This window comes from Variovorax sp. LjRoot175, from assembly GCF_964253805.1.
In the GTDB taxonomy this organism is placed as follows: domain Bacteria; phylum Pseudomonadota; class Gammaproteobacteria; order Burkholderiales; family Burkholderiaceae_C; genus Variovorax.
Genome location: NZ_CAXURY020000002.1, coordinates 942,217 through 965,617, shown reverse-complemented (window position 1 = coordinate 965,617; position 23,401 = coordinate 942,217). Strand labels below are relative to the sequence as shown.

General features: G+C 64.8%; 26 protein-coding genes. 8 read left to right on the top strand and 18 right to left on the bottom strand.

The window, feature by feature from the left end:
• Positions 1-21 precede the first annotated feature (21 nt).
• Together ACSQ89_RS34865 and ACSQ89_RS34860 are read right to left on the bottom strand one after the other, a co-directional pair.
• Positions 22-915, bottom strand: coding sequence for a DUF72 domain-containing protein (locus ACSQ89_RS34865; protein WP_436296924.1), 894 nt, complete (start codon positions 913-915; stop codon positions 22-24).
• Positions 916-1,076: 161 nt separating this feature from the next.
• A complete protein-coding gene (locus ACSQ89_RS34860) occupies positions 1,077-1,757 on the bottom strand; it encodes a cyclase family protein (RefSeq protein WP_436294905.1) in 681 nt (226 codons plus the stop codon).
• 276 nt (positions 1,758-2,033) lie between these two features.
• Between ACSQ89_RS34860 and ACSQ89_RS34855 the strand changes: the two genes are divergently transcribed.
• Both ACSQ89_RS34855 and ACSQ89_RS34850 read left to right on the top strand, forming a co-directional pair.
• Entirely contained in the window at positions 2,034-2,408 is a 375-nt protein-coding gene (locus ACSQ89_RS34855) for a hypothetical protein (RefSeq protein ID WP_436294904.1), read from the top strand.
• Positions 2,409-2,416: 8 nt separating this feature from the next.
• Complete coding sequence (locus tag ACSQ89_RS34850; protein WP_093110465.1) at positions 2,417-2,635, top strand: hypothetical protein; 219 nt, start codon at positions 2,417-2,419, stop codon at positions 2,633-2,635.
• Between the two features lie 96 nt (positions 2,636-2,731).
• Here the strand turns inward: ACSQ89_RS34850 and ACSQ89_RS34845 are convergent, their stop codons facing one another.
• Positions 2,732-3,406 (bottom strand): alpha/beta hydrolase-fold protein, encoded by a 675-nt coding sequence (locus ACSQ89_RS34845; RefSeq protein ID WP_436294902.1) that lies wholly within the window; start codon positions 3,404-3,406, stop codon positions 2,732-2,734.
• 225 nt (positions 3,407-3,631) lie between these two features.
• On the opposite strand from ACSQ89_RS34845, the gene ACSQ89_RS34840 reads away from it, so the two are divergent.
• The 6 genes from ACSQ89_RS34840 (at position 3,632) to ACSQ89_RS34815 (ending at position 9,346) form a co-directional block, all read left to right on the top strand.
• Positions 3,632-4,228, top strand: a complete 597-nt coding sequence (locus ACSQ89_RS34840) for a tannase/feruloyl esterase family alpha/beta hydrolase (protein WP_436294901.1) — start codon at positions 3,632-3,634, stop codon at positions 4,226-4,228.
• 138 nt (positions 4,229-4,366) lie between these two features.
• Positions 4,367-4,939: a hypothetical protein gene (locus tag ACSQ89_RS34835; protein WP_093110463.1), complete on the top strand. Its 573-nt coding sequence runs from the start codon at positions 4,367-4,369 to the stop codon at positions 4,937-4,939.
• Between the two features lie 430 nt (positions 4,940-5,369).
• Positions 5,370-5,603 (top strand): DUF2789 domain-containing protein, encoded by a 234-nt coding sequence (locus tag ACSQ89_RS34830; protein ID WP_436294947.1) that lies wholly within the window; start codon positions 5,370-5,372, stop codon positions 5,601-5,603.
• Between the two features lie 142 nt (positions 5,604-5,745).
• Positions 5,746-6,156, top strand: coding sequence for a phasin family protein (locus tag ACSQ89_RS34825; protein WP_436294900.1), 411 nt, complete (start codon positions 5,746-5,748; stop codon positions 6,154-6,156).
• A 12-nt stretch (positions 6,157-6,168) separates the two neighbouring features.
• The gene (locus tag ACSQ89_RS34820; protein ID WP_436294899.1) at positions 6,169-6,450 is read left to right on the top strand and encodes a prevent-host-death protein; all 282 of its coding nucleotides are present in this window, start codon (positions 6,169-6,171) and stop codon (positions 6,448-6,450) included.
• A 352-nt stretch (positions 6,451-6,802) separates the two neighbouring features.
• The gene (locus tag ACSQ89_RS34815) at positions 6,803-9,346 is read left to right on the top strand and encodes an isoleucine--tRNA ligase (protein WP_436294898.1); all 2,544 of its coding nucleotides are present in this window, start codon (positions 6,803-6,805) and stop codon (positions 9,344-9,346) included.
• Between the two features lie 61 nt (positions 9,347-9,407).
• Here the strand turns inward: ACSQ89_RS34815 and ACSQ89_RS34810 are convergent, their stop codons facing one another.
• The 15 genes from ACSQ89_RS34810 to ACSQ89_RS34740 form a co-directional block, all read right to left on the bottom strand.
• Positions 9,408-9,614, bottom strand: a complete 207-nt coding sequence (locus ACSQ89_RS34810; RefSeq protein WP_436294897.1) for a hypothetical protein — start codon at positions 9,612-9,614, stop codon at positions 9,408-9,410.
• 486 nt (positions 9,615-10,100) lie between these two features.
• Positions 10,101-10,766, bottom strand: coding sequence for a nucleotidyl transferase AbiEii/AbiGii toxin family protein (locus ACSQ89_RS34805; RefSeq protein ID WP_093110458.1), 666 nt, complete (start codon positions 10,764-10,766; stop codon positions 10,101-10,103).
• A complete protein-coding gene (locus tag ACSQ89_RS34800; RefSeq protein WP_436294896.1) occupies positions 10,763-11,260 on the bottom strand; it encodes a helix-turn-helix transcriptional regulator in 498 nt (165 codons plus the stop codon). Before ACSQ89_RS34800 ends, ACSQ89_RS34805 begins: the two co-directional genes overlap by 4 nt.
• A gap of 600 nt (positions 11,261-11,860) precedes the next feature.
• Entirely contained in the window at positions 11,861-12,394 is a 534-nt protein-coding gene (locus tag ACSQ89_RS34795; RefSeq protein ID WP_436294895.1) for a DUF6036 family nucleotidyltransferase, read from the bottom strand.
• A gap of 1 nt (position 12,395) precedes the next feature.
• Positions 12,396-12,998, bottom strand: a complete 603-nt coding sequence (locus ACSQ89_RS34790; RefSeq protein WP_436294894.1) for a helix-turn-helix domain-containing protein — start codon at positions 12,996-12,998, stop codon at positions 12,396-12,398.
• 324 nt (positions 12,999-13,322) lie between these two features.
• Entirely contained in the window at positions 13,323-13,712 is a 390-nt protein-coding gene (locus ACSQ89_RS34785) for a UTRA domain-containing protein (RefSeq protein ID WP_436294946.1), read from the bottom strand.
• A 106-nt stretch (positions 13,713-13,818) separates the two neighbouring features.
• Entirely contained in the window at positions 13,819-15,741 is a 1,923-nt protein-coding gene (gene acs, locus ACSQ89_RS34780; protein WP_436294945.1) for an acetate--CoA ligase, read from the bottom strand.
• Between the two features lie 97 nt (positions 15,742-15,838).
• Entirely contained in the window at positions 15,839-16,750 is a 912-nt protein-coding gene (locus ACSQ89_RS34775; RefSeq protein ID WP_436294893.1) for an acyltransferase domain-containing protein, read from the bottom strand.
• Positions 16,747-17,610, bottom strand: coding sequence for a triphosphoribosyl-dephospho-CoA synthase MdcB (gene mdcB / locus ACSQ89_RS34770; RefSeq protein ID WP_436294892.1), 864 nt, complete (start codon positions 17,608-17,610; stop codon positions 16,747-16,749). Before mdcB ends, ACSQ89_RS34775 begins: the two co-directional genes overlap by 4 nt.
• Complete coding sequence (gene mdcG / locus ACSQ89_RS34765; RefSeq protein ID WP_093110454.1) at positions 17,607-18,290, bottom strand: malonate decarboxylase holo-[acyl-carrier-protein] synthase; 684 nt, start codon at positions 18,288-18,290, stop codon at positions 17,607-17,609. The genes mdcB and mdcG overlap by 4 nt, the downstream gene beginning before the upstream one ends.
• Positions 18,291-18,304: 14 nt before the next feature.
• Entirely contained in the window at positions 18,305-19,006 is a 702-nt protein-coding gene (gene mdcE / locus ACSQ89_RS34760) for a biotin-independent malonate decarboxylase subunit gamma (protein ID WP_436294891.1), read from the bottom strand.
• Between the two features lie 14 nt (positions 19,007-19,020).
• On the bottom strand, positions 19,021-19,899 hold the full coding sequence (locus ACSQ89_RS34755; RefSeq protein WP_436294890.1) for a biotin-independent malonate decarboxylase subunit beta: 879 nt from the start codon (positions 19,897-19,899) through the stop codon (positions 19,021-19,023).
• A complete protein-coding gene (gene mdcC / locus ACSQ89_RS34750; protein WP_436296923.1) occupies positions 19,896-20,228 on the bottom strand; it encodes a malonate decarboxylase acyl carrier protein in 333 nt (110 codons plus the stop codon). The genes ACSQ89_RS34755 and mdcC overlap by 4 nt, the downstream gene beginning before the upstream one ends.
• A gap of 14 nt (positions 20,229-20,242) precedes the next feature.
• Positions 20,243-21,925 (bottom strand): malonate decarboxylase subunit alpha, encoded by a 1,683-nt coding sequence (gene mdcA, locus ACSQ89_RS34745; protein WP_436296922.1) that lies wholly within the window; start codon positions 21,923-21,925, stop codon positions 20,243-20,245.
• Positions 21,926-21,974: 49 nt separating this feature from the next.
• Positions 21,975-23,348, bottom strand: a complete 1,374-nt coding sequence (locus ACSQ89_RS34740; protein ID WP_436296921.1) for an SLC13 family permease — start codon at positions 23,346-23,348, stop codon at positions 21,975-21,977.
• Between the last annotated feature and the right edge of the window lie 53 nt (positions 23,349-23,401).

Here is a 23,401-nt window from a genome sequence, read left to right as displayed (position 1 = left end):
CGCCCCATCGCCCTGGCTCGCTCAACCGTGCGCCAGCAGCATCTTCAGGAAAGTGAGCCCGTTGCGCTGGCCCTTGTCCTCGTCGCAATTGTTGAAGATCAGGTGAGTGTTGCGCACCTTGTAGGCCAGCCGCACCACCTCGATCACGATCTCGCGCAGTTCCTGGTCCGGATAGTCGTAGTCGAAGCGCTCGGCTGCTGAAGACGCCCCCTTGATGTTGTAGGTGTCCACGTTGCGGCCGTGCAGGCGCACCAGCGCGTAGTCGGGGTTCGTGGTTTCCGCCAGCAGCGGCACGCTGTTGGCGAAGCCCTGCGGCCCGTCGACGATGGTGTGCACGGCGCCGAGCGCGCGCAAGAAGTCGATCGTGCCGGCGCGGCTCGCCTCGTCGAACCAGGACTTGTGCCGGAACTCGACGCTGCAGGTGTGCCCCTCCATCTGCTCGATGCAGTGCTCGACATGCGCATGCCCTTCGCGGTTGCACATCAGCCAGGGCGGGAACTGGAAGTGGACCAGGCCGAGCTTGCCTGCCGCCTTGAGCGGCGTGATTGCATCGACGAACCGGCGCCAGAGCTCGGCGCGGATCTCCGGCGGCGTGCTGCGGTAGTACAGCGTCTGGCTCGTGCCCAGCGCCTCCTTGATGTCCTTGTGCAGCACCTTCGGGTCGGTCTGGTGGCCGGTGAACAGGCGAAAGGCCTTCACGTTGAATACGAAGCCCTCGGGCGTGCGCTCGGCCCAGTTGTGGGCGTTGGTCGGCGTGGGGATCCCGTAGTAGCTCGAATCGACTTCGACCAAAGGAAAGAGCGACGCGTAGTAGCGCAGACGCGCCTCGGGCGTCTTCGCTTCCTTCGGGTAGAAGCGCCCGCAGTCGATCAGCGTCTTGTCAGTCCAGGAGGCTGTGCCGACGAGGATGGCCATCGGCACATGCTACCGGCTCGAGCCAGTTTTGGGCAGCTTCGGCCGGCGTCATGGCGCGCAGACGGGCGTCGCGCCAAAGGTCCGCGGCAATGTCCTCCAGCTGCAGCGGGTCGACGCAGCTTGCGCTCACCAGCCCGTGCAAGATGCGGTTTCGCCTGTGTTTATTCACGCACCTCTGCAAAAGCACGGACCGGGAAGGCTGCCGCGTCCCTCGCCTTCAGCGGCATGGAGAAAAAGCGGAACGCCGCGCCGTGCAGGCGCGACAGTCCGGTGAGGTTTTCCACGATGAGGATGCCTTGCCTTAGAAACCGGGTATGTGCTGGACGTTCTGGATCCTGCGTGGAGTCGACGTTCGCGCAGTCCACCCCAAAAAGGGCAATTCCCGCATCGCAGAGCCAGGTCACCACTTCATGCGAGACGAACGGGTGCAATCGGTAGGTCTCCGTTCCCCAATGGCGATCCCAGTCGAAGTTCACCAGCACTGCCCGGCCTGCGAGATGCTCGGGAAACTGCAGGTCTGTCAACCTCAGCTGCTGCCTGGGACCCGCGTGCCGGGCGTCGATGACGACGCCGTCCAGAATCAGGCGGCCGAGTTCGATGGAAGCGACATCGTTCGCGCCTTCGAAACGGTGACGCGGGGCATCCATCTTCGTGCCGACGGAGCTTTGGAATGCCACGTCAGAGATCTCGAACGAGGCCTTGTTCTCGTAGTGGGGGAGCGACTGCGCATGCGTCATGTAGGGTCGAATGTGCGCCGTGAGTTCGACTGTTTCGCCGTTCTCAGCCTTGAAGAGGACGCCGGGCATCCCGTCGTGGAATACGTGGGAGAGGTCGACAAACATTTGTTCATCCCCCGCTTGATTTCAGCGCAGATACCTCCGACCTGCTGGTGCGGCTCGCGCTCAGTGCCGGTCGTGAGCGCACCATAGTATGCAAGGGGCGGGCGGTCAATGGCGGTCGTTTCCATCCGCATCCGACTTGCGTTTGGCGCTGAAGCATGGATGCGCATCCAGTTCTTGTCCGTTCACTGGGGCCAACTGGATACCCCATACGCCCATACTCGGTATGTTCCGCATGTGCTCGCCATCATTTGCCGCTGCCGGCGAGAGGGGCAAAAGATGCACCCCGAGGACATCGAGGCTGACCCTGTGCCAGGCGAGCTGCTGGTGTATCGGAAGGGGATGAAGCGCGTGGCCGTGCTGGTGGGACCGGATCGGGAGAGCTACCTGATACCGCTGCTCGACAAGGTGACGCTGCTCGATATCAACGCGCACGGCTTGCTGATCACCGGCACCGAAGTCCATCCGGCGCGCAGCGCCAAGGGCACGGGGCCGATGTTCCCGCAGACGTGGTGGTGCGAGATCAATCCGACGCGCAGAGCCAGGTCGCCTTCCCCTGCCGACGCGCGCCGGCGCGAGTACGAGCGCCACGCGCGCGAAATGGGCGGCGCGCTTCTTCGCCGGCCCGTGCGACGCGGCAAGTACGAACCTTGAAAGAATCCATGAATCAGCAAGATCTCCTTCGGGAATCGTCGACCCTGCTTCGAATGCCGTCGTGGCTCGGGCCGGACGTTCACGAAGAGCGCGAATTGCCGCTTGCGCCCGGAGACTACAAGGTCACGCCGGGCGAGCGCTGGACTGTGACATCCTTGAAGACGGGCGAAACCATCTATCAGGGCGTGGGGCCGGTTGAGGTTCTGCGCCGACGTGCGCCGCCCTGAAACTCACAGAACCTCCCATCGCCGCGCAGATTAGCTGCAACGAGCGGGGTGCGGCTTTGTTTTGCAGATTCGCGCAGCCCTGAGCCTTCCGGTGGGTTAGCAGCGCGGCAGCTCCGACGCTGCGAGCATGCGTTGCCACAAGCCCAGCCACGGCTTCCAGTCATGCCCACCCGATGCGGTGAAGACTCGGCCAGGCGGCAACACCTGCGCAAGCACGCGGTGACTGGGCGCGAGGCTGTCCGAGAGCCCGTAGCCAAGGTAGAGGGGAGGTCGTGCGGATGCTTCGCCCCGTAGCAAGACGCTCCGTACGCTGCGCCAGGCCTGCGGAGCGATTTCCCCGTCGAGGAGCGGGCCGGCCGGTGCCTTCCACCGCATCAGACCGCCGGCGTCGACGATCGCCTGGGTCATTTCCGGCTCACCGAGGTAGGGCGCGAGCGCCAGGATCCCGGCAACGTCTGCAGGGTGCGCCTCGGCATATCGCAGTGCGCCAAGACCACCCATCGAGATGCCCGCCAGCCAGATTGACCGGTAGCCCTTCACCTGCGCGGGCGCGATGACGTCGGTGCGCAGGCGCTCGAGGATGCTGCGGTCCTTGTAATAGCCCAGATGTGCGTCGGCGCGCATTACATCGACTGCGAGCCCGAGCGAGCGGGCCGCCGCGACGAAGCCCTCCCTCTCCAACTCGCGCAAATTCATGCCGCGCCCCGGCAGGATGACCAGGAGAGTCCGGGCATCCGCCGTGCAATTGCTCTTGTCCAGTCGCGTGGGCATGGGGACCACGGCGGCGCGCGGGAGATAGCTGCAGCCGGCCATGCCGGAAGCGGCGAGAGCTGCGCAGACCGCAGTCCACATGCCGAATCGCCGCCGAGTTGGACAAGGTCCATCCATCGCCCTCAGGCTAGCAGAAGGTGATCGGTGAGGTTGCCCGACGGCGAGCGCTTGAACGAGTGACACCCATGTACCAGGCCAAGACGGAGAACCGCTTCGAAGGCCTCAATGAAGCGCAGCTGTACGCGCGCAGCCCTGCTGGCAATTCGACCAGGTCGGACCGCATGCTCGCTGAAGCGCAGTGCGGTCGCCGCAAGCCGATGGGCGTCCTTGGCGCGGTCGGCGCCGCAGGCACGCGGGTGCCGTGTCGCGCCATTTGCACAGGGATATCAAAAGACCCCAATGCTTTTTTGGAACGCATGCCGCCGATCGAGGCGCGCGATCACGGATCTGTCGGCCTTCTTTGCGCGCGGCGGCAAGCTGATCATTCGCGAGAACGCGGCCGATCGGGCCCAGAGCGCCTTGATGGGCATCGAGTACTACAAGGCGGTGGTGGCCCGGTTGGGCCAGTCGGCCGTGGACCAGTCAAGCTATGCGTGTCGCGTGTCGCGTCTCGCAGCCATAGCGCTGACAGTACGGGGTGATGCCGGAGGCATGGCCGTTCAAGCGGCCATCGCCGCGGGGAAAGGGACGAGGCTTCGGCCAAATTGGAGATTGGCTGGGTTCGCACGAATGCGGATTTCAACAAGATCGGCGTCGGCGGCCCCGGTGCATGTTGCCAAACCGAGGCGGCTCGTTGGCGTTGCCGGTGCTTATGCTCTATAACGATCTCGGCCCGAACGTGAAGTGGGGCACATTGTCCGCTTTGATCACCGAAACGCGCGATACCTGCCCGAGAGAGGATGTGTCATCCTCGGTTTGACCTTCAGCCGCCGGATGACTTGAAATCGACCCTGATGAATTTTGATCTTTGAGAAACTGCACCTCGCGGGCCCGGACCTGTCGAACTATGAACTGGGTGAACCCGTGTTCGTCTATGACCGGGGTCGCTTTCTTGGCTCGCTCGATCCGATCGAAGTCAGCGCCGACAGGTCGGATGTTCACGTCAGTCGCTTCTTGGCTTCGCCGGCTTTGGGCAGCGAGCAACGCAACTTCGGCCCGCTCTTGCTGGTCGAGGTCACCATGTTTCTGGCGGAGCGCTTCCCTAGCATCCAGACCGTGTGCTTTACTTTGACGCGGGAGATAGAGATGTATGGCGAGGGCATGATGGTTGCCGCAGCCCGATCCGACCTGTTGCGAAGCATCGGCGCCACGGACGTCCATGTTCGACCGAAGCCGGACTCGAGCAAGCCCGGCAACTTCGTGCTCCAAGGCGTTTGGCTGTACACAGAGGACAATCTTGTCGCTCTCCGGGCAGCACTGACTACCCAGCGTGCGCTCTATCGCGAGCACCTGAGCCGCGTTCGAGCGGACAAGCGTCCGGTTCAGCTGCTGCGCCGCTTGAAGCAGTGGTGGGCGCACGATGGTCACAGATGAGGTGGCGCGCCTTCGGGCAGTCAATCCGCCTTCGTGATGTCTCGTGCGCGCCGCTCAACCGCAAGGCCCGGATCGTCGCCTGAGCACTGGCGGGACCCCTGCGGATCTGCGTCCAGGACCCTGCGGGCGGACGCGCTGCGCCTGTGCACCGGATCTGACCATGGCGGCCGCACAGGCCGCGCGCCATGGTCGCGAAGCTCATACTTGTGGGCTCAATCCCGTGGAGGTGCCTATGGCGGAGCTGGAGACCGAGTTCCACTACAACGGTCACGACGTTGCGATCACATTGGTCGAGCGAGAAGGGGCCTGGCATTGGTCGTATGTCATGGACGCCACGTCGCGCTTCGAGCTGCAACAACCAGGGTTGCCGTCGAGCGAAATGGCACACCTGGACGCGATCGGAGATGCGCGTTCGATGGAGAATCCGTCAATGGACCTCACCGACCACAGCCTCCCGAACCTGTTTCGTCAGCTTGGGTTGCCAAGCACTCAGCCCGAGATTGATTCATTCATCTCAAGGCATCGGCCCTTGCGCGGCGAGATCGAGTTGGCGGACGCTCCGTTCTGGACGCCTGGGCAAGCGCAGTTCCTGCGGGAAGAGATCGGCGAGGACGCCGATTGGGCCGAGATGGTGGATCAGCTGAACGTGTTGCTGCGCGCGTAGCCGTTCGGCCCGTCGAACGCCGCGGGGGCACCGGAGAGCGGCACCACACCGTGAGCGGACGGGGGATGCCACAGCTGCCACCATATGCAATGATGCTGCGCCGGCGCAGGTTTTGTTCCGGCCCATCACCAGGAGAGACGCTATGGCAACAGAGATCAATCCGTTTGGCGATATGAAGAAAATGCTCGAGCAGTTGAAGATGCCGGGCATCGACATGACGGCCATCGTCGAGGCGCGACGCAAGGATGTGGAAGCATTGGTTGAGGCCAACAAGGCAGCTTATGAATCCATGCAGGCCATGGTCCGCAAGCAAAGCGAAATGATGGCCGAGGCGATGCAAGTCATGCAGGAAGTTGCCAAGGGCGCTGCCAGCGGGGGCACAGACCCGGCAAAGCAAACTGAAGTGGTTCGCAGCGCATTCGAAAAGACGATCGCCGATATGAAAGAACTCGCCGAGATGGCGCGCCGCTCTCAGTCCGATGCGATGGCCCATATCACGCAGCGTGCCGCCGAGCACGTGGACGAGATCAAGAAAATGATGCAGCCCAAGTAGCGACAAGAACCCATGTATTTGTCTGTGACCCGGGAAATTCGCGATGAAGTCGATCGGGTTCCGGGTACGGAAGAGCCGTTGTCGAAGTTCGTCGAGGCGGCGGTGCGCGTGTCGGTGTGTGGGCGCAAGGATCAAGCTGCCTTCGTGGCCCGTGGAATGAGCTCGCTCATCAATGCAAGAACGAGCGGCGAATATGTTGACGCGAGCGAGGTGATGCGCCGCCTTCGAGTGAGCCTAGATTCAGCGAAACCCAACAAGCGTGCCGTCCTCGGTGAACCGACGCCGTTCGGTTGAAGCGAGAGGCACTGGACGATTTGGAGTCCTTGAGCTCCTCCTCCCAAGGCTCAGGACGACGATTGGCTCGACGCGCCGGGGGGCGCTCGATAGGGCCGAAGGGGCTCGGGGTGCGCATTTGCGCGGCACCATGGCGTCCCGCTAAAATGGCTACGCGATACAACGCGTCTAACCTCAACTCATCGCCCGATTTCACCGTGTCCAAGCACTGGTCCATGCCGATTATTCCGACCTCCTCTGCCAACGAGCACCGGGGGCGAATTACGTTGGGCGGTTAGCCCCACTTTCGACCTCGACCTCCCAAGGCAGCGACTCACCCTCGCTGCCTTTTTGCTTTTCTGGACCCGAAATCATGTACAGCCTCAATCTTTTCAAGTCGTCGTTCGAGCTCGCGCAAGTGCACTCGGACAAATCCTCCTATCTCGCCCTGTGGGGCGCGCCCGCCACCGTCGATGCGCTACATCGCAGCCCCGGGGAGCGGCCGACCTTCCTCTTGCACGACGGGCCGCCCTATGCCAACGGTGCCCTGCACCTTGGTCACTTCGTCAACAAGACACTCAAGGATGCCCTGGTGAAGTTCAAGCGCCTGGATGGCTACTTCGCGCCCTATGTGCCAGGCTTCGACTGCCACGGGCTCCCCGTGGAGCTCGAGGTGGAGAAGCTCGGGCACTCCAAAGCCGACACGCGCGACTTTGTCGAGTCGTGCCGAGCCTACGCCGAGGGCCAGGTGGCCAGCCAGACAGCCGAGTTCCGTACCTTCGGCGTCGCAGCCGATTGGGAGCAGCCGTACCTCACGCTCGACCCCGAATTCGAAGCCGGCGCGTCGCGCCTCTTCAGCGCGCTGCCGTCGGTGGTGAAGCGTCTGCGTCCGGTGCACTGGTGCCCGGACTGCGCATCGTCATTGGCCGAAGCGGAGGTCGAGTACAAGGAGCGGGCATCAGACAGCGTGGTGGTCCTCTTCGCCCTGGAGGGACGGGAAAACACGTTCTTGCAGGTGTGGACCACCACGCCCTACACCCTGCCTGCCAACAAGGCGGTCGCATTCAATCCCGCCCTCGACTACGCAGCGGTCGAGGAGGGCGGCAGGACCCTTGTCCGAGCACAGCCGCCAGGTGAAGCAATGACGGGCGTGGCCGTCGACCTGCACGGCCTTCACGCGCGCAGCCCTTACACGGGCGACCTCGTGCCCCTGCTGGCGGCGGACTATGTGACGTCGAGCGGAACCGGCCTGGTGCACTTGGCGCCAGCCTTTGGGATGGACGACTTCCGAGTCGGAGAAGCTCACGGGCTGGGCGTTGAGCACTACGTCGACGAGGGTGGCCGCTTCCTGCACGGCGATATGGCGGGCATGACGCTGCGCGAAGGGTCGGACCACGTCCTCGCGCGTGTGGGCGACCTGGTGCACTCGCGCGCGACCCTCCAGCACGAGTACCCGCACTGCTGGCGGCACAAGCGGCCCGTCTTCTTCAAGGCCTCAGAGGAATGGTTTCTTGAACTGGCGGAAGTGGGGCCACGCGCCCTCGCGGCGTTGAAGGAGGTGCAGTTCGTACCGAAGACGGCGCGCGAGCGGCTTGGGAACATGCTGCGGTCGCGGACGTCCTGGTGCTTGTCGCGCAATCGCCTGTGGGGCACGCCCCTTGCAGACACGGGCAACGCCGCGGACGCCGCGCTGCTCGCGCGGGTCGCGGAGGAGGGCGTCGAGGCATGGCAGGCGGACGGGCCACGCCGCACCCTCGATGTCTGGTTCGACAGTGGCGTGACTCACGAGCTCGTGATGCGCAAACGTTTTGGCAGGACGGCGGACGTCTACTTGGAGGGCTCTGACCAGCACCGCGGCTGGTTCCAGTCGTCCTTGCTCACAGCGGTGGCCGCAGGCGGGCCGGCGCCTTACAAGGCGCTGCTCACCCATAGCTTTGTCGTGGATGAGCACGGCCGCAAGTATTCGAAGTCGAGCAAGAACTATCTGCCGATGGACGAGATGTTCAAGCGATACAGCCCTGACGTGCTCAGGCTCTGGACCCTGCAGCAAGACTTCACCAAGGAGTTGAAGCTATCCCCGCAGTCGCTCGAACGTACCGTGGAGCGCTATCGCAAGCTGCGTAACACGCTGCGGTTCTGCCTGCAGAACCTGGTCGACTTCGAGTTCAAAGCGCCCGCCGAGCTCACGCACTCGATGCATCGGCTGCAGCTCGTCAAACTCCAAGAGCTCGTGGCCACGGTGCGGGCCGCCGCGGGACGCTACGACTTCGCAGGTGCAACGGCTGCCCTGATGCAGTACGCCGACGCGGTCTCAAGCGACTACTTCACGGCCGTCAAGGACGCGCTCTACTGTGACTCCGCGAACTCTGCCCGCCGGCGTGAAGCGCAGTTCGTGCTCGGCCGGGTGCTGGACACGCTCATGCGGCTGTTGGTGCCGGTGCTGCCATACACGGCTGAAGAAGTCTTCCAGTTGGTCCGCAAGCCCATGGGCTGTGCCGAGGCCTCGGCCTTGCTTCTGACGCTCGAGGGACTGCAAATGCCGAAGGTGGAGCGAGCTGTCGAGTTGCGGGCGGCCTACGAACAGCTGAGCGGTCTCAAACACCGGGTCCACCAACATGTGGAGGCGGGCCTGGCCAACGGTTTGAAGAGCGCAGCCCAGCTTGAGCTGGAGGTCACACTGCCTTGCTCAGAGGAGCTCTTCCTGGTGATGCCGGACGAGATGAGGGATTTCTTCGGTGTCGCGCGCGTCGGGGTGGCTGCGGGCACGTCGGTCGGGGTCCGTGTTCGCCGAACGAGCCGCGGTCTCTGCCCGCGATGCCGTCGACATGACCGGTTGTCGCTCTTGTCGGCGTTGTGCCGTCGGTGCGAGGAGGTTGGGCAGGAGCTCAAGGGCACTGCCGTCGAGCAAGGGAACTGAACGCTCGACCGTCAACCAGCCGTGTACCCGGGCTGCTATTGAGCGAGTCGCCGCGCAGGAATTAACCCGTGCACTTCTCTGCGCACACCAGCATGTTCTTGCCGAGAAATCGCTTGGAGACCAGAAGGTTACGCAGCTTGAACTTGCCGCAGCGGAAGCACGACATCATGGATTCGGCGCGGGGGGTTTCGATGATGGTCCCGACGGTCTTCTTGACATAGCGGAAGCCGTCGTTGGAAAGCTTGTTCGTGGTCACGGAGGTCGTCATCACCAACTATTTTATCTGGGTCGTTCCAGAGTACCGACTGAGGCCTGCGACCCGCCCGGACATCAGGCTGACGACTTCAGGGCCAGCTGTCCTAGGGCACCTTGCACCAGCCTACGCTGGCGAGCCGATGGATGAGCGCCACGACCCTTTCCTGGGCATCCTTGCTGACCGGCAACAACGAAGCCCGTTGGACCGCTTCATCGAACTTCACGATGCCCGACGCAAGCAGCGCACGATTGAAATTCCGGTCTTTCTCTCGGTTCGCAACGCACTTGGCCAAGAAGAGGTCAAGGGGGGCCAAGCGTCACGCCCGAGTCATCGACCACCAGCTGCAAGCGTTGCGATGGCGCGAGGGCCCGGTGGGCAGGGCTAGTCGACAGCGTTGCGGCCTGGCTCCATCCTTCGCTCGCCGCCCGGCTCGAGCGCGCCGGCGTGTTGACGCTTTTCGCTCTGGTCGAACGCATCAGGTGCCGGGTGTCGGCGAACTCAAGGCCGCCCGGATCCTGGACTGGCCAATAGGCCTTCCGCACGCCCCAAGCAGTAGTCAAACGATCGGTCGTACGCGAGCCGGTCGATCTTGTCGAACTCGTCATTCGCCAAGTCCTTGTAATCCCGCAGGCGCTGCAGGAATGCTTTCCCGTGCTTCACAAAGAACGGTCGCGCGACTTCAATCGCCTCCGGCTCCATGTCTGCGACGGCGCAGAGGTCGAAAAGGTCTCGCGCCTTGGCCAAGTTTCCGCGGTGATGCATCTTCTTGGCGACGATTTCCGCGCAGGATTCCACGCGTATGGTTCGGCCCTGGTACTGCACGGCGTCCCAGGCGTTGTCGGTCAGCGAAGTGCCCACGACGATGTCGATCTCGCCCGCCGGCAGGAACAGCTTTGTGTACTCTGCAGCCTCCTCGTACTCCGTGGTCAGGGCTTCGGCGACGTCTGTGAGGCGAGGGGAGAAGTGACCAAGGTACTGCGGGTCGGGCACAAACAGGTCGATGTCCTTGCTGAAGCGGTGATTCAGACGCAGCATGAGAACGGTGCCGCCACCGAAACTCCAGGTTGGGTTGCGCACTACATCGGCCAGGTGATCGGTAAGTTGCAGCGCTTGCGCGAGCAACTCTTGCCAGACTCCCGGGCGCGTGAAGTCTGGGGCACTCACGACCAGATTCCTCGTGTGCAACCCAGGGCAGCCGCCAACTGGCGCATTTTTTGCCACGTCGACCGGGGGCGCACACCGTCTTCTCGCTCGAGTTGCCTCGTGATGTCCGAAAGCACGCCCACCGGGGCCTCGTCCAGGAGCACCCTCAACTGCGGAATGTAATTCGGAGCAACAACCCCATGCAGGATGGCCAATCGAAGCGTTTCTGGCGGGATTGGATCGGTGTAGCTGACGCTTGCCGTCTTCGCAGCGATTTCCAATGCTTGGGAAACGTCATCCTTGGCCTTGCGCACACCGATCACACCCAACCCATAGCCAAGAACGTTGGCGAGCTGCTCTGCGTTGATAAGGCTCAGGTTGCCAATTTTTCCGGTTTCGAGTTGGTTGATGGTTACCCTGGAAAGACCGGCAAGCTCGGCCAGGCGCTCCTGCGTCAGGCCCATCTCGGCGCGCTGGCGTTTCACCAGTGTGGCGAGTTCGTTGAGGATAGGCATGGTGCAGGAAGTAAAATTTACTTTACTAAATGATAGTCAATATATTGATCATAGTGTAGTTCAGGATAGTAAACAGACCTGTCGTCGCGTCGTGTGCGTGACAATCATCTTCGCGCATCCCAACCTCGACCGGAAGGTCAAGGTCAGTCTGCTGAGACGAGGGCGCACGGACTTAACGGGACGCTTCCTGGTAGCACCGCACAGCTTTCGCGGACTTGCTACGAGAGCGAAAGAGGAACTACGCGACGCCTTGAGCGCCTACGACAGCCATCACAGACATGAATTCCCCAGCGGGAGCGACCTCTGCTATAGCCGGCTCTTTCGACCCGAGGCGTTTCGCCAAGGATGGTGCCAGCCGAGGCAGATGCCGCTTGGGCGATCTTCACCGCAATTTCTAAACCGGCGGAGCGCTCGCCCGTGTCGCTGGGCATGCAATGGGTCAGCGGTGCTGTGAGAAACGTTCGCAACAAGCGAGCTTGCTGACCCTTTCCCGACAACTCGCTTCTGGGAGGAGGCCATTTTTCCGGGTCGTTCCAGAGTACCGACTGAGGCCTGCGACCCGCACCGGACATCAGGCTGTCGACTTCAGGGCCAGATGGGCTAGGGCACCTTGACACCGGCCTCCGCTGCGAGCCGATGGATGAGCGCCACGATCCTTTCCTGGGCAACCTTGCTGACCGGCAACAACGAAGCCCGTTGGACCGCTTCATCGAACTTCACGATGCCCGACGCAAGCAGCGCACGATTGAAATTCCGGTCTTTCTCTCGGTTCGCAACGCACTTGGCCAAGAAGAGGTCAAGGGGGGCCAAGCAGAGTCCGACCTTGCCGTTCGTATTCTGATTCTGAACGCGCACGAGGCGCTCGCGCCACCCGATGGGCAGCTTCGAGGTGGTCGAATCGACACCCTGGGCGTAGTAGCCGTACGTTTCATGGAACAGGGAGCCCTCTCCGAGATTGCCATCGACAAGGTCCGATAGCCGCTTCTCATCGTTCATCGGCAGCACGTCTGCCTCGGCCGACATCGTGCAGACCTCAGGCGGGTGCGCAATCGAGCCCAGAATGGACTGGCTTCCGACGATGATGATCTCGTACTCGTTGGTGACATCAGCCGCCGCGCGGATGATGTGCTCCAAGTCAGCCTTCTGCACTGCTCAGCTCTTTGAGGCCTCGAACCTTGGAGATGATGTCAAGGCGGACTTCCTGCGGAAGCACCGTCGACAGCGGTGAGGCTTGACGCAGCTCACGGGCTTCTTCTGAAGTCGCCAACGCCAGGTCCCATCGACGTCCGGCAAGAATTTCGCGCCACTTCGTCCACAGCGGCATGGTCCGCGCATCGCCCTTGGCCATCCACTTTTCGAGCGTGGCTTCAGCGCGCCCCGCGAGCGAAGGGTCGTTGGTGATGCGCCGTACCGCTTCTTGGTGCATGAGCCAGCTCTGATAGTCCTGTGCGATGTGATTGCTGGCGGGCGATGCGGGCCTGCGGTCCGGCTCAGCGGTTGCAACCAACGCCAAATCAGCAGCCGCCCCCAGGGCAGCGAGCACTCTCAAATAGGTGCCCATCGTTGGGGATGCGGCCCCAGACTCGACTGCGTGGAGCGTCGAGCGCGAGATTCCTGCGGCTTGAGCGAGCTCAACTGCCGATATGCGCTTGGCCTTTCGCATCAGGCGCAGGCGCTCACCGAGCTGGCGCAGCAGCTGGTTTTGAAGCGAACTTTCAAGAGTTGACTGAGCAGGCATGCCGTGCATTGTAGCCAAAACTAGCCATTTTGCCTACAATGTAGGACGTTTCCTTGCCATCACGGTCGAAGGTCGAGGGCCCGACCTCGAGGGGCCAAGCTTGAATGAAGCGTTGCTCTGACTACGAGCGCAGGGAAGCTCGCGTTGAGCGGCTCGGACAGAAAGTGGAGACCAAGGTGACCGGGCGGTCAGTCCTTTGGGCACTGGAAAGGTACCGAGGCCCATCGATATGGACATTTGGGTCCTGGGGATCAGCGCCGACGCACCCCCCCATGTGCATTGCATCCTGCTTGGCGGGGCTTGCGCCTAGAGCATTCGACCCGCTCACTTCGTGGCCAGTTGGAACGCCATCGAATAGACGAAACGATCCGCCGGATGAAGGCCGGTGGTCACTTCGACCAGTTCAGCGTCGATGTAGTACCGGCGGATGATGAAGAGTTCTGCCGCGCCGTCGGACACATTCAGCGCTGCGGCGCTCGCCCCGGCGATCAGGGTTCCGTGGATGTCCTGCTGCACCTTGGTGATGCGCACCCCATAGCTGCGCTCGATCAACGAGTAGACAGGGGTCTTGGGCGACTTCGTCATGCCGACGAAGATCGCACCCGATTCCTTGTTGACTTCGTACTTGATCGGGTCGGCGTTCATCGGGATTTCGATGACGCCGTTGAAGGCTTCGGGAGCGTCTTTGCCGGGGGAGACTTTGTCGAAGGGCATGGGTTGTTGATTGATGGGTCGGCGACCTTCCACGCAGGATCGAGGTGAACGCGCGGGCATTTTGTCGAGAGGTTCATCGGTCGGGCCGAAGGCCACGTCGACCGTCTCAGTTCCTCTGGGCCAACTGCTCCAGAATCGCCGGGTTCTCTAGCGTAGACGTGTCCTGCGTGATGGTTTCGCCCTTGGCGACGGAGCGCAGCAGCCTGCGCATGATCTTGCCGCTGCGCGTCTTCGGCAGGTTGTCGCCGAAGCGGATGTCTTTGGGCTTGGCGATTGGGCCGATCTCCCTGGCGACCCAGTTGCGCAGTTCATTGGCGATTTTCTTCGCCTCCTCGCCGCTCGGGCGGGGACCCTTCAGCACGACAAAGGCACAGATCGCCTCGCCCGTGGTTTCGTCGGGGCGGCCGACCACCGCGGCTTCCGCAACCAGATCGGTGCAAGACACCAGCGCAGATTCGATCTCCATCGTGCCCATCCGATGCCCCGAGACGTTGAGCACATCGTCGATGCGGCCGGTGATCGTGAAGTAACCCGTCGTTGCATCGCGGATGGCGCCATCGCCAGCGAGGTAGTAGCCCTTGAGCTCGGGCGGGTAGTAGCTCGCCTTGAAGCGCTCCGGGTCGCCCCAGATCGTGCGAATCATGCTCGGCCAGGGCTTCTTGACCACCAGGATGCCGCCCCGGCCGTTGGGCACGTCGGCGCCCGTCTCGTCGACGATTGCCGCGGCAATGCCCGGGAAGGGCAGGGTGCAGGAGCCCGGGACCAGCGGCGTCGCGCCCGGCAGCGGCGTGATCATGTGGCCGCCGGTCTCGGTCTGCCAGAACGTGTCGACGATCGGGCAGCGGCCGCCGCCGATGTGCTGGTGGAACCACTCCCAGGCAGCGGGATTGATCGGCTCACCGACCGAGCCCAGGATGCGCAGGCTCGACAGGTCGTAGCGCTTCGGATGCACCGCCTCGTCAGCCTCAGCCGCCTTGATCAGCGAGCGGATGGCAGTGGGCGCGGTGTAGAACACGCTGACCTTGTGGTCCTGGATCATCTTCCAGAAGCGGCCTGCGTCGGGATAGGTGGGCACGCCCTCGAACACGACCTCGGTTGCGCCCAGCGCGAGCGGGCCGTAGGCGATGTAGGTGTGGCCAGTGACCCAGCCGATGTCGGCGGTGCACCAGAACACATCGTCGTCCTTCAGGTCGAAGGTCCACTTCGTGGTCAACGCCGCGTGCAGCAGGTACCCGCCGCTGGAATGCTGCACACCCTTGGGCTTGCCGGTCGAGCCTGAGGTGTACAGCACGAACAGGGGATGCTCGGCGCTCACCCATTCGGGCTCGCAGGTCTCGGCTTGGTTCTGCATCTCCTCGCGCAGCCAGCGGTCACGCGACAGATCCCAGGCGATCTTGCCGCCTGTGCGCCGGTAGACGATGACATCTTTCACCGCCTCGCAGCCGCCCAACGCGATGGCATCGTCGACGATGGCCTTGAGCGGCAGTTGTTTGCCGCCGCGCAGCTGCTCGTCGGCGGTGATGACCATCACTGCGCCGACATCCTGGATGCGGTCGCGCAGGCTCTGCGCCGAGAAGCCGCCGAAGACCACCGAATGCGTGGCCCCGATGCGCGCGCAGGCCTGCATCGCGACCACCCCCTCGATGCTCATCGACATGTAAATGACCACGCGGTCGCCCTTCTTGACGCCGCGCGCCTTCAACGCATTGGCCATGCGGCAGGTGCGCGCCAGCAGCTCGCGGTAGCTGACGCGCGTCACCTGCCCATCGTCGGCCTCGAAGATGATCGCCGTCTTGTCGCCCAGGCCGCGCTCGACCTGACGATCGAGGCAGTTGTACGAGACGTTCAGCGTGCCATCCTCGAACCATTCAAAGAACGGCGCCCGGCTGTCGTCGAGCCCCTTCGTGAACGGCGTCTTCCAGATCAGGAACTCGCGCGCGAGGCGCGACCAGTAGGCGCTGTGATCGGCATCGGCCTCGGCTACCAGCTTGTCGTAGGCCGCTATGCCGGGCACATGGGCGTCCTTCATATCTGGGACTGGAATCGGATGGGTCTTTGTTTCGTTCTCGTTCACGGTAGATCTCCTGTGCAGCCTTGAGCTAAGACATCCAATGGACGGGGTTGATTCATCGGTCCGCGTGGCTGCTCAGCCACGCTGCAATCGCTGCGGGACTGCGAAAGTCGTCGCAGGCGCGAGCCGGAACGGTGGGGCAGCGCTGATTCCACATGCGCGCCAGCGCCTGGCCCGGACCTATTTCCAGCACGCAACGCACCTGCCGGGCCATGACGTTCTCCATGCATTCGTCCCAGCGAACCGTTCGAGCGATCTGGGCGGCCAACGCAGCCCGGCCCGAACTTGCATCTCGGATGCGGTCCGCCGCATTGCTGAACAACGCGACTTGCGGCGCGTGGAACGGCACATCCGCCAGCGTGCGCGAGAAGCTCTCTGCCGCCTCGCGCATCCAGGACGTGTGGGATGCCACATTGACCCGCAATCGCGTGCACTGCGCGCCAGCGGCCACGGCCATGCGTTCGGCGTCTTCCAACGCGACCAGCGGGCCGCCGAGGATCACGTTCGGGCCGCCATTGCGGATGGCGAGTTCAACGCCGGCCTTGACGCGCAGCCGCTCGAGCTCTGGCTCGGAAATGCCGCTGATGGCGAGGAGCCCGCCGGGCACACGGGCGGCGCATCGATCCATGGCCTCGGCCCGCAGCGGCGCCAGGGCCGCGGCTGTGGCGGGCTCGATCACACCGGCCGCACTGAAGGCCGCCAGCTCGCCCACGCTATAGCCGGCCACTGCCGCTGGCGACGGGATGATGAGTGGCGCCAGTTGACCCCAGGCCGCCAAGGCGAGGCCCGTCAGCAGCGTCTGCGCGTTGTCGTTGCGCTCTGCCCAGAAAGGATCCGCGAGGGCGCGCCGCCAGTCGTCGACGCCGAGGCGCACGCACGTGTCGCGCACGCGTTCATCGTCCGCCAACCAGGGCAGCATTGCAGGATGCTGGGTTCCCTGGCCGGAAAAGAGCAGAGCAAAGCTCATCGGCTTGAACACACGCGAGTGATCCAGCAGGCCGCGGCGAGCGTGTCTGCCGCGCCACCGGGCGACAGTCGCCTCGCGACAAAGGCTTTTGCAATGGCTCTCGCCTCCTGAATGCCGTCCGGCCGCGCAATGCCCCCTCGATCCAGAAAGCCGCGCGCAGCACGCTGGGCGTGGCGCAGGCCGTCGAGGCCGCCGCGGTGCGCGAGATTGCTGTCGTCCAGGACGGCCATGATGTGGAACAAGGTGTCGAGCCGAGCCTGTTGCGACGTCAGGCCGCGGGCCAGCGCGGCCCTCAGCGCGGGTAGCGCCGTCTCGAACAGCACCGGGAACGCCAGCGCCGCCTCTTCGGACGCGCTGCGCAGGCCGTGACGGCGTGCGGCGATGCCCCCGGGCAGGGTGGGCGGGCGTCGGCTGCGCGTGGCCAGGGCATCGCCCCAGTGCCGGCGCAACGCATCACGCAGTTGAAGTGGATGCGATGCGCCGCCGTGCTCACGCAGGGCGGCGCCCGCCGCGGCGCACAGCAGGCCGAGCATGAAGATCGCGCCGCGATGCGTGTTGATGCCACCGGTGGCGGCGAGCATGCGTGCTTCCGCCGCAATACCGTACCGTTCCAGCACGACGAAATCTACGCCGCCGAAGCCGGCTTCGGCGATCTGGGCGAAGTAGCGGCGCAGCGCGAACAGGCTGCGCATGAAGGTGTGCGCGTCCATGTCCTCGTGGCTGCCGCGGTCGATCAGTGTCACCAGTCCTGGCTTGGGTGTCAGCGACAGCTCGTCATACAGCGCAAGCGTGGCCGCGCGCCCGATCGCCGTGGGCGTGAGCCGCGGGTCGGGTTGCAATGAGAGCGCAGCGGTTCTCATTCGGCCAACTCCGCCGATGCGGCATGTTCGCACCACGCGGTGTCGCGCTGCAGGGTCACGCCGTCCAGTCGCTTGACCAACACCGCCCGCGCGTGTCCGGCGCGCCACGCGGCCCATTCGCGCCACGCCACCGCCGCGCCGTCGCCGAACACGAGCTCGCCGTCCAGCCGGGGCCGTGTGGTGCCGAAGGACTGGAGCGCACGCGTCACAGCGTCCCCGTGCGCCGCTCCTTCGACCGCCAAACACATGTCGAGATCGGAGTCCGGCCGCACGTGATCGAGACCGCTGATCGCTTGCCAGCCGTAGCTTCCGAAGACGCGCGCTGCCGCATGGCACGCGTCGAGCTCGTCACCAAGATCGCTCACCGCGCGTCGCGCCGACGGCGGCAGCAGCCCTTGGATTTCGGCAAGGCGCGGGAACTCGTCAAGGCCAAGCACCGCAGCGCGCGGCACCTGCAGCGCCAGCCGACGCTTTTCCCAACGCTCAGGCGACGGCAGACCCAGTGCGATCCATCCGTTGGCGGCGGCGTCGATGGACTGACGTGTCACCACCAGCGGCAGTCGATGCGTCGCCCAATGCGTCAGGCAGTCGCGCGCATGCCTGTCCCAGGGCCGGGCGAGGACGGCGGACCACCCAGCCTCCGAGAGCCGGGCGAGTTGGTGGCGGCGCAGGAAGACCATGGCGCTTACGACGGTCAGGCGGCGTCCAGCACCCGCTGCACGACGGCGGCGGCAAGCTGGCGTCCACCGCGCTCGGCGCCGTCCTGCGCGCGCCGATCTTGCGTCGGCGTATGGGCCAGCGCATCGTGCAGCGCGGCCTGCAAGTCTCCCTCCCACAGCGCACGCACGCCCCCCATCGCCACGTAGTTCCGCACGCCCGGTGCGAACACCGGGTTGGACTTCGACAACGCCGTGAGCTTGTCCTCTGGCAGCTTGGTCACGCGCGCCATGGCGGGAATACGCATCACCCGGATCTCGGCATCCGGCAGCGCATAGCAGGCGTCGGCAATCAACCCCGAGGTGATGAAGCCGCCGGAGAGGGCTTGGTCGTACACCAGGCCGATCACGCGGTGGCCGCGGCGCCGCGCCAGGTCGATGCTCGCGCCGAGGTGCGCCATCGCACGGTTGATGCCGAGCAATTCATCGCGTCGGCGCAGTTGCTGACCCTGGGTGTCGATCAGCAGCAGGATAGGCCGACCTGCGTGCTGCGTGATGGTGTCGAGCACCACTCGGGCCTGCGCAAGCGCGAGACGGACCCCGATCGGCGCATGATTTGTAGTGCCGATCACTGTGAGCGGTTCGCCTTCGAATATCACCTCGCCCTGTAGAAAGTCGCCGTCCGCGCGCATGCCGTGGTATGAGCCGAAGAGCTGGGTGACAAGGGAATTCCATTGCATGTGATGCTCCTCGGTTAGTAAGCGCGCAGCGCGCGCACGGCTTCCACCGGAAGCTGCGGGACCCGCTGCGCGTCGGCGATGCCGAGTGCGCTCCAGAGCAGCGTCGCTTCATCGCGGCCGACCGTGTCAGAGGGCAGTGCGTGCAGGCGCGCCGTGAGCAACGCGTGCTCCTGCTCCAGCGCCGCCAGGGTCAATGGCCTGGACGCATCGATCGCCGCGACAGCCGCCGCGCGGAATTCCGCGACGTCATCTTCGACCAGCGCGTCGCAGTCGCCGGTCAGCCAGCGGTGCTTGCCGCCGGTCGTGCGCCAGACCAGCGCACGGTCGCGCGAATCGAATTCCTCCACGCCGTGGGATGCCTCGATCACCTCGGGCCCCGACATCGCCAGGCGCCCCGCATCGCTCATCACGATGTGGTCGGCACAGCGCGCCACGATGCCCATGCCGCCGAAGCAGCCGTTGGCGCCACCGATCAGCACGATCACCGGGATTCCGGCGGCACGCACGTCAAGCAGTGCGCGCATCACTTCCGACACTGCGATCAATCCGGCATTGGCCTCGTGCAATCGCACGCCGCCTGATTCGGCCAGCAACAGCACCGCCGCCGGCCGGTCGCGCAGGGCGCGCTGCAGCAGTCCGACCAGTTTGGCGCCGTGGACCTCGCCGACGCCGCCGCCCATGAACGCGCCTTCCTGCGCGGCCACGAAGACCTCGTGGCCGTCGAGCGTCGCCCGGCCGATCGCCACGCCGTCGTCGAAGGCCGATGGCACGCCGAGCTGCGCCAGGTGCGGGCTGGTGACCCGTTCGCTCGGTGGCAGCCACTCGTGAAAACTGCCGGGGTCGAGCAGCAGCGCCAGCCGCTCGCGCGCCGAGCATTCGGCATAGCTGATCATGGCTTGCCTCCGGTGATCTCGGCTACGGCCTGGTCGAGCCGCAGGCTCACCACCGCGGGCGTGGCGCCCATGTCGTTGATCGAGACGCGCACGCCTGCCAGCGGATGGCGCGCGTGGAAGTCGTTCATCACGGCCTGCCAGATCGGGCCGAAGCCACGCGCCGAGGTCTCGACGCGCACCGCGCAGTCATTGCCGGCGGCGGGCTCGAGCATCACCTCGAGGTTGCCGGAGCCGACGACGCCGACCAGCACCGTCGGGAAAGCGCCGGCCGGCCGGCCGCCGGAGAAGAAGAAGTCCAGGGTTTCGAGCCCTGCGGGAACGTCGCTCATCGTTGAATCTCCTGCTACCAGTTTCTGAAGCGCTTGGGTGGCTGGTACAGCCCGCCCGAGGCGCGCACCAGGTCGCGCATGCTGCGTGCGGCCAGCAGGTTGCGCGTGGCCTGGCGGGGGTCGATGCCCAGATCCTGCGGCCGGCGGATCACGCCGCGGTCGCGCAGGTTCTCGACTGCGCGCCGGTCGCGCGCCAGGCCCACTGCGGTGTAGCCGGCCACGCCGCGGATGGCTTGCTCGCGCTCCGCGTCGCTGCGGCACAGCAGCAGGTTGGCGATGCCTTCCTCGGTGAGGATGTGCGAGACGTCGTCGCCGTAGATCATGATCGGCGGCAGCGCCATGCCGGCCTGCTCCTGCAGTGTCCAGGCGTCGAGCTTTTCAACGAAGGCCGGCTGCATGTGCTCGCGGAAGGTCTCGACCATCTGCACGACCAGCTTCTGCCCGCGCGGCGTGCCGGCCGCGCCGCTGCGCCCGGCACGCGCCTCGCGCCCGGCCTTGAGCCAGGCGGGGCTGGCATGGCGCCGGCCGCGCGCATCGGCGCCCATGTTGGGCGCACCGCCGAAGCCGGCGATGCGACCCAGCGTGGCGGTGGAGCTGTTGCCGTCGAGGTCGATCTGCAGGGTCGAGCCGATGAACATGTCGCAGGCGTAGTGCCCGGCCGCCTGGCAGAAGGCGCGGTTGCTGCGCAGGCTGCCGTCGGGCCCGGTGAAGAACACGTCGGAGCGCGCGCGAATGTAGTCCTCCATGCCCAGCTCGGAGCCGAAGGAATGCACCGATTCGACCCAGCCCGCCTCGATCGCCGGGATCAGTGCCGGATGCGGATTCAACGCCCAGTGCTTGCCGATCTTGCCCTTGAGGCCGAGAGATTCGGCATAGGTCGGCAGCAGCAGCTCGATGGCGGCGGTGTCGAAGCCGATGCCGTGGTTCAGACGCTGCACGCCGTACTCGGCATAGATGCCCTTGATCGCCATCATCGCCATCAGCACCTGGACCTCGCTGATCTGCGCGGGGTCGCGCGTGAACAGCGGCTCGATGAAGTTGGGGCGAGGCGCCTTCACGACGAAGCTCACCCAGTCGGCCGGGATGTCGACGCGCGGCAGCGTCGTGGTCTTGCCGTCGACCCATTCGTTGACCTGCGCGATCACGATGCCGCCCGAGAACGCCGTGGCCTCGACGATGGCCGGCGTGTCCTCGGTGTTGGGGCCGGTGTAGAGATTGCCTTCGGCGTCCGCCGCCTGCGCCGCGACCAGCGCGACCTTGGGCGTCAGGTCGACGAAGTAGCGCGCAAAAAGCTCGAGGTACGTGTGGATTGCGCCGATCTCGATGCGCCCGGCCGACACCAGCTTGGCCAGGCGTGCACCCTGCGGCCCCGAGAAGCTGAAGTCCAGCCGGGCCGCCACGCCGTTCTCGAAGATGTCCAGATGCTCGGGCAGTGCCAGCACCGACTGCACCATGTGCAGGCCATGGACGCGCTGGGGATCGACCTGCACCAGCGCCTGCGCCAGGAAGTCGGCCTGTTTCTGGTTGTTGCCCTCGAGGCAGACGCGGTCGCCGGGCGAGAGCACCGCTTCGAGCAAGGTGGCGATCGCTTGCGTTTCGACGCGCTTGCCGGCGAGCCGAGTTCCGAGTGCAGAGGCCGCGCGCGCCAGCCGGGCGGCGCGGTCGTCGGCCTTGGAGGTCCAGGATCTGGAGTTCATGTCGGTCCGAAGGGTTTGCATGGAATTCAGTCGAATGGGAGGCGCCGCCTCACAGCACCACGAAGAGCAGCCACACCACCACGGGTGCGACGAGCGTGACGATGGCGCCATACACCATCAGTTGTCGGAAGAACACGTCGCGGTCGACGCCCTTGGCATTGGCCAGCACCAGCGCGCCATTGGTGGAGAACGGACTGACGTCGACGATGGTGGAGGACACGGCCATCGCCGCGATGAAGCCGACCGCGCTGACGCCGGCATCGCCTTGCAGGAACGGCACCGCCAGCGGAATCAGCGAGCCGAGCACCGCGGTCGACGAGGCGAAGGCCGAGACCACGGCGCCGACAAAGCACAACAGCAACGCGGCCACCATGGGCGAGGTGAGACCGGCCACGCTGTGGCCGACGAAATCGATCGTGCCCATCTTTTCCATCACGCCCACGTAGGTGCTGACACCCACGATCAGCATGATCTCCGGCCACGACACCTGGCCCAGGGCGCGCTTCTGCAGATTGGGCGCCATCAGCGTCAGCAAGAGGCCGATGGTGATCGAGACGAAACCGATGTCCTGTTTGAAGAACAGCGTCAGCACGGCCAGCGCCAGCAGGCCCAGCACGGTGACGATCTGGTAGAGGCGTGAACCCTGGTCGGCCGGGACCGCCGGCGCCGCGTCCATGAGCGACTCGCCAGCCGCAGTCGCGACGCGCCGCTCTTCCGCGAACGATTCGGCCTCCGCGCCGCCGAACACTTGCGCTCCGCCCTGTGCATGCGCCGTGCGGCGCGTTGCCGGCACTGCGCCGGTCACGTCGGCCTTCTGGCGCAGCAGTTTCATGCCGCCCATGAGGAAGAACAGCAGCAGCGACACGCACAGGTTGACGCCGAGGCTCGCCAGCATCGTCGCGATCTCGTTGAGCGGCAGGCCGGCCTTGGCAACGATCTTGTTGGTGATGCCGCCGTAGATGCTGATCGGCGAAAAGCCGCCGCCTTGCGCGCCGTGCACGACCATCAACCCCATCAGCAGGGGATTGATGCCGTACTTGGCGGCAAAGCCCAGCGCGATCGGCGCGATGATGGCCACCGCCGCGGGGCTGACCGCTCCCACCGCCGTGAGCAGCGCGGCGATGAAGAACATGATCCACGGAATGGCGGCGATGCGCCCGCGCACCGCGCGCACCGCCAGCTTGACCAGCCAGTCGATGGTGCCGTTGTTCTGCGCCAGCGCGAACAGGTAGGTGATGCCGACCAGGGTGAGAAACAGGTCGGCGGGAAAGCCGCCCATGATCGCCTTGGCGTTCATGCCGGCCACCAGCGTGCCGACCAGGAACGCGCCGACGAAGGCGATCACGCCCATGTTGATCGGCAGCACAGTGGCGAGCACGAACATGCCCACCAGTGCGTAGATCGAGATCCAATGAGAAGTCATCAATGCGTCTCCGGGGGTTTTGGGGTTCGACGCATCGGGCTGTGCATCTGGGT

Excerpts from the sequence above, each read along its gene's own strand:
- ACSQ89_RS34865 (WP_436296924.1), bottom strand. The coding sequence starts at position 915 with ATGGCCATCCTCGTCGGCACAGCCTCCTGGACTGACAAGACGCTGATC.
- ACSQ89_RS34860 (WP_436294905.1), bottom strand. The coding sequence starts at position 1,757 with ATGTTTGTCGACCTCTCCCACGTATTCCACGACGGGATGCCCGGCGTC.
- ACSQ89_RS34855 (WP_436294904.1), top strand. The coding sequence starts at position 2,034 with ATGCACCCCGAGGACATCGAGGCTGACCCTGTGCCAGGCGAGCTGCTG.
- ACSQ89_RS34850 (WP_093110465.1), top strand. The coding sequence starts at position 2,417 with ATGAATCAGCAAGATCTCCTTCGGGAATCGTCGACCCTGCTTCGAATG.
- ACSQ89_RS34845 (WP_436294902.1), bottom strand. The coding sequence starts at position 3,406 with ATGCCCACGCGACTGGACAAGAGCAATTGCACGGCGGATGCCCGGACT.
- ACSQ89_RS34840 (WP_436294901.1), top strand. The coding sequence starts at position 3,632 with ATGAAGCGCAGCTGTACGCGCGCAGCCCTGCTGGCAATTCGACCAGGT.
- ACSQ89_RS34830 (WP_436294947.1), top strand. The coding sequence starts at position 5,370 with ATGGACCTCACCGACCACAGCCTCCCGAACCTGTTTCGTCAGCTTGGG.
- ACSQ89_RS34825 (WP_436294900.1), top strand. The coding sequence starts at position 5,746 with ATGGCAACAGAGATCAATCCGTTTGGCGATATGAAGAAAATGCTCGAG.
- ACSQ89_RS34820 (WP_436294899.1), top strand. The coding sequence starts at position 6,169 with ATGTATTTGTCTGTGACCCGGGAAATTCGCGATGAAGTCGATCGGGTT.
- ACSQ89_RS34815 (WP_436294898.1), top strand. The coding sequence starts at position 6,803 with ATGTACAGCCTCAATCTTTTCAAGTCGTCGTTCGAGCTCGCGCAAGTG.
- ACSQ89_RS34810 (WP_436294897.1), bottom strand. The coding sequence starts at position 9,614 with ATGACGACCTCCGTGACCACGAACAAGCTTTCCAACGACGGCTTCCGC.
- ACSQ89_RS34800 (WP_436294896.1), bottom strand. The coding sequence starts at position 11,260 with ATGCCTATCCTCAACGAACTCGCCACACTGGTGAAACGCCAGCGCGCC.
- ACSQ89_RS34790 (WP_436294894.1), bottom strand. The coding sequence starts at position 12,998 with ATGCCTGCTCAGTCAACTCTTGAAAGTTCGCTTCAAAACCAGCTGCTG.
- ACSQ89_RS34785 (WP_436294946.1), bottom strand. The coding sequence starts at position 13,712 with ATGCCCTTCGACAAAGTCTCCCCCGGCAAAGACGCTCCCGAAGCCTTC.
- acs (WP_436294945.1), bottom strand. The coding sequence starts at position 15,741 with ATGAAGGACGCCCATGTGCCCGGCATAGCGGCCTACGACAAGCTGGTA.
- ACSQ89_RS34775 (WP_436294893.1), bottom strand. The coding sequence starts at position 16,750 with ATGAGCTTTGCTCTGCTCTTTTCCGGCCAGGGAACCCAGCATCCTGCA.
- mdcB (WP_436294892.1), bottom strand. The coding sequence starts at position 17,610 with ATGAGAACCGCTGCGCTCTCATTGCAACCCGACCCGCGGCTCACGCCC.
- mdcG (WP_093110454.1), bottom strand. The coding sequence starts at position 18,290 with ATGGTCTTCCTGCGCCGCCACCAACTCGCCCGGCTCTCGGAGGCTGGG.
- mdcE (WP_436294891.1), bottom strand. The coding sequence starts at position 19,006 with ATGCAATGGAATTCCCTTGTCACCCAGCTCTTCGGCTCATACCACGGC.
- ACSQ89_RS34755 (WP_436294890.1), bottom strand. The coding sequence starts at position 19,899 with ATGATCAGCTATGCCGAATGCTCGGCGCGCGAGCGGCTGGCGCTGCTG.
- mdcC (WP_436296923.1), bottom strand. The coding sequence starts at position 20,228 with ATGAGCGACGTTCCCGCAGGGCTCGAAACCCTGGACTTCTTCTTCTCC.
- mdcA (WP_436296922.1), bottom strand. The coding sequence starts at position 21,925 with ATGAACTCCAGATCCTGGACCTCCAAGGCCGACGACCGCGCCGCCCGG.
- ACSQ89_RS34740 (WP_436296921.1), bottom strand. The coding sequence starts at position 23,348 with ATGACTTCTCATTGGATCTCGATCTACGCACTGGTGGGCATGTTCGTG.